Source organism: Flavivirga algicola (assembly GCF_012910715.1).
Lineage (GTDB): Bacteria > Bacteroidota > Bacteroidia > Flavobacteriales > Flavobacteriaceae > Flavivirga > Flavivirga algicola.
This window is the reverse complement of record NZ_JABBHF010000023.1, coordinates 1-4,196: the sequence shown is the minus strand read 5'-3', so window position 1 is coordinate 4,196 and position 4,196 is coordinate 1. Positions and strand designations below refer to the sequence as shown.

The following is a 4,196-nucleotide window of genomic DNA, read 5'->3' as shown; positions in this document are numbered from 1 at the left end:
CCTTCCAGTTTTGAGGTCACTTCCTGCTCGATAACTTTGGCAGAAGCATCTCTCCAACTGTAATTTACATGTATTGACGGCAAGGTTTTAGTTGGAGCCAATTGTACACTAATTAGGGGAATAAGACAGGCTCCAACAATGGATAGACATATGAACGCAATAAGCGTAGAGAATGTAGAAAGCTTAAAGTTCATATAACCATTTGTATAAAATTATTATTTACTATGCTTTTTATAACGTTAATTTAATCAATTGACACTTTTAAATAAACGGTCCCACCTAAACCTGTCTTGATAATTTGAAAATAAAACACATTGTACCTTGCCTATAATATTTGACTCTGGTACAAAACCCCACCTGCGGGAATCTTCGCTACTTTTTCTGTTGTCTCCCATCATAAAATAATAATCCTGGTTAAAGGTATAACTCGTTGATTTTTTATTATTTATATAATACACCCCGTTAATCTCCTTAATTTTGGAATTTTCGGAACTATTTATTGCCCGTTCGTATAATGAAAACGTTTCTGGACTTAATTCTATTTTCATCCCTTTTTCGGGTACAACAAAAGGCCCCATATTATCAAATGTCCATTTTTTATCAGGTAATTTTGCAAATAGTTTTTTTTAATATTGAAAGCTCATTGTTTTAGTAAAATTGGGTTATTTATAAAAAATATTTTATTGCCTTCACTCAATAAATAACATAAATGGATTCATTTATAAAACTAAATTTTAATTGTCGCTCTAGGAGAAGATACTCATCATATTTTTAATATCTCTTGTTCTTCTGAAATATCTTTTAACTGTTTCTTTAGTTAGATTGTTCTTTTGCTCATCTGTTAATTTCGACTTGTAATAAGCGTAAGTTAATTCTACTGCCATTATTAAATTCATTGTTCTTTATCATAATTAATTATTGTATATTTAAATTTTTCTATTATCTCATTATCCATAAGAAACTTTGACTTATCCAGTATGTCATAATTAGGATTTACCAATAATAGCTTATTATCCTTTAGTATATTTTCATTTTTCTTATAAAAAAGCGCTGTGGAATCTATAATCAATTTTCCTTTAAAGTCTATTTTATCTAGATTGTAATTTATTAAAACAGTATCTGTTGCTTGTGTTATTATAATAAGGGGGGTATCTGAGAAATTTTTATTAATATTCATTATATTCCCATAACATATAGAGCAATCTCCTTGAAAGTAGCAAATAATACCTAATTCATTTGAAGCATTATTTATTTCTCTTTTTAAATTCTCTGAAACTGAAAGTTTTTCTAGTTCTACTTTCTCATTACATGCGGCAAAAGAAAGCAAGATTAACATTTTATAAATATTTCTCACATTTTCTCGTTTATATCATATATAATAATTTTAGCTTCAGGGGTAATAGTAAGCGCATATATCTTTTTATTTTTCCAATCAAAATCAAAGGATAATATTGGTATATCAAAGATATATTCTCTTTTTGGTTCACCATCCCAGGAAAAACAAAAAATACGTTTTGGAAAACTATCCTCTATAGTGCGTTTTACTCCTTCAATAGTTTCATACCCAGTGTAACCAACACAGAACTCATGCGCATTCGCTACAACATTATAAAAAGCCCTAAAAGGAGGCGTAGTTTTCGTTATTGTGCCCATTCCAATACCTACAGCTTCCGCCTCAATTTTAATACCTTTAGGTCCATGAAGCCGTTTCTCTAAACCCTTATTTATATCATATATTTCTAAAATATCTGTTTTGGTACAGGCCAAAACAACTTTATTATTAGGTCCACCTGCTATAAAGGAGGTAAAAACATTATTATTTGGTTCTACTTGATTGCTTGAATAGATTAAAGGAAACTTTCCTATTTTATTAACGTTCTTATTTCTATCATAAATAGTCAATCTATTTGTATCAGGCAGGCATAAGCCTACAATAGTACTATCATTATGCGCATAACCTGTCATACAGGTTCGGTCATCTAAAGATAAATTATCAGAGATGTAAAATTGACGTTCTTCATCATAAGACAATTTTAACATTTTTTTTAATTGTCCTCCATAAACCCAAATATTTTTATCTACAATATTAATTCCCCAAGCAGTAATCATTTCATTAGGTCCTCTTCCTTTGTCTATAATTTCCTGAATTTTGCCTGTCTTTAAATCTATTATTTTCAACATTTTACTACTACCTAATTCTTGGACTATCAAAAATGAATCGGGATGGTACCTTATCCATCTTGAATTTCCTAGCAATAAGCTGTCATTTATTAAATACTTACCATTATTTAGAACATGGTGTTTAGGGAAAGAATTAATTTTAAAATCAGGCTCCAAACCTGAATATGTTTTTTTACAGGACTGCAAAAATATTACTCCAACAAATAGAGAATATATTACTTTCAATTTCATATTAAAGCTTTATAATTAAACAAACTTAAATTTTTAATTCAATTTAAAACAGACCACCTTTATCTATTTCCACTTAAAAAAAGCATTGCCTAATTTAATTTTCAACACTAAATATTGTAATAATTTTAGACAAAAATTGATGTTTTATAAATTTAGTTTTTAAAAAAGCACCCCAAGAACATAGTCTTATGGTGCCTATTTTTATTTCTAAAGTCTATTGTGTATTTGAATAACCAAAACAAGGAATATACCATCCGTTACACCAAAGAAAACATTGATTACCAGAATAACAATAATTATCGCAGGTACTCCAATCACACTCAGCATTAGCAGTATTTACTTCTAACAAACTAGCTAAATCTAAATTTCCATTTGAACTGTTTATCGTATTCGCACTAAAAAACATTGCTATTGCTATAGCTACAGTACCTATTATTCCAATTATTTTTTTCATTTTTATTAAATTTAAATTGTTAAATAAATATTTATTTTCACAAAAGTCTTTAGAGAAATACTACTTTTGTAGAGTATTAAATAATTGTTATGCGTAACAATTATTTAGTCAATAAAAATTTAAAGACTTCCTCTGGGTATTTACTTGGGTTTATTTTTTAGTTAAACAATATGTGATTATATTTTTTTCTTTTATTAAATGCTCAAAGTTTTTTTCATATATTAATCTGTTTCATACCATATTACAAATTACATATATAAGCAAGAATAAATATTGGTGCTTTACTATTTTAAAACATAAATTATTTTAAGATCCTAACAACCTTAAACATTAAAAGTAGGTTAATATGTTTCTGGTTTTAAAACCAAGCCTTTCATTATTTAAAAGTATATTCTCACAAGGCACCTATAGGGTTCAAATTGTTCTAATTAGAGTACTAATTGTTCTTTGGAATAAAACTGTACATATTTTTAGCTATGGAGGTTATTTTCCCATAATAACTCCTTAAATCAATACAAAACCAAAAAGAAACATACTCCTTTTATGATTATTTAAGAAAACTTATGTATATAAATTAATTCATCATTAAAACTATAGATCAATATCTATTATTCTTTATTTTGAAATAAATACATATCTAAACTAATCTGCTATACCTTAATTATAGCTACTGGTAGTAGAATAAAGTTAATATAGTAAACCCCTTCCAGTTTTGAGGTCACTTCCTGCTCGATAACTTTGGCAGAAGCATCTCTCCAACTGTAATTTACATGTATTGACGGCAAGGTTTTAGTTGGAGCCAATTGTACACTAATTAGGGGAATAAGACAGGCTCCAACAATGGATAGACATATGAACGCAATAAGCGTAGAGAATGTAGAAAGCTTAAAGTTCATATAACCATTTGTATAAAATTATTATTTACTATGCTTTTTATAACGTTAATTTAATCAATTGACACTTTTAAATAAACGGTCCCACCTAAACCTGTCTTGATAATTTGAAAATAAAACACATTGTACCTTGCCTATAATATTTGACTCTGGTACAAAACCCCACCTGCGGGAATCTTCGCTACTTTTTCTGTTGTCTCCCATCATAAAATAATAATCCTGGTTAAAGGTATAACTCGTTGATTTTTTATTATTTATATAATACACCCCGTTAATCTCCTTAATTTTGGAATTTTCGGAACTATTTATTGCCCGTTCGTATAATGAAAACGTTTCTGGACTTAATTCTATTTTCATCCCTTTTTCGGGTACAACAAAAGGCCCCATATTATCAAATGTCCATTTTTTATCAGGTAATTTTGCAAATAGTTTTTTTT

General features: G+C 28.4%; 7 protein-coding genes. All 7 read right to left on the bottom strand.

Annotation, left to right across the window (positions count from 1 at the left end):
• A partial coding sequence (locus tag HHX25_RS21040) for a hypothetical protein (protein WP_169676306.1) occupies positions 1–194 on the bottom strand: 194 nt, incomplete at its 3' end.
• 54 nt (positions 195–248) lie between these two features.
• Positions 249–578 carry a signal peptidase I gene (gene lepB, locus HHX25_RS21035; RefSeq protein WP_169677387.1) on the bottom strand — a complete coding sequence of 110 codons (330 nt, stop codon included), beginning with the start codon at positions 576–578 and terminating at the stop codon, positions 249–251.
• A gap of 314 nt (positions 579–892) precedes the next feature.
• Positions 893–1,354 carry a hypothetical protein gene (locus HHX25_RS21030; RefSeq protein ID WP_169677386.1) on the bottom strand — a complete coding sequence of 154 codons (462 nt, stop codon included), beginning with the start codon at positions 1,352–1,354 and terminating at the stop codon, positions 893–895.
• Positions 1,351–2,412, bottom strand: a complete 1,062-nt coding sequence (locus tag HHX25_RS21025; RefSeq protein ID WP_169677385.1) for a BF3164 family lipoprotein — start codon at positions 2,410–2,412, stop codon at positions 1,351–1,353. The genes HHX25_RS21030 and HHX25_RS21025 overlap by 4 nt, the downstream gene beginning before the upstream one ends.
• A 214-nt stretch (positions 2,413–2,626) precedes the next feature.
• Positions 2,627–2,866 carry a hypothetical protein gene (locus tag HHX25_RS21020; protein WP_169677384.1) on the bottom strand — a complete coding sequence of 80 codons (240 nt, stop codon included), beginning with the start codon at positions 2,864–2,866 and terminating at the stop codon, positions 2,627–2,629.
• 650 nt (positions 2,867–3,516) lie between these two features.
• Positions 3,517–3,762 carry a hypothetical protein gene (locus HHX25_RS21015; RefSeq protein WP_169677383.1) on the bottom strand — a complete coding sequence of 82 codons (246 nt, stop codon included), beginning with the start codon at positions 3,760–3,762 and terminating at the stop codon, positions 3,517–3,519.
• A gap of 54 nt (positions 3,763–3,816) precedes the next feature.
• Positions 3,817–4,196 (bottom strand): signal peptidase I (gene lepB / locus HHX25_RS21010; RefSeq protein ID WP_169674778.1); only part of this gene is annotated, 380 nt, incomplete at its 5' end.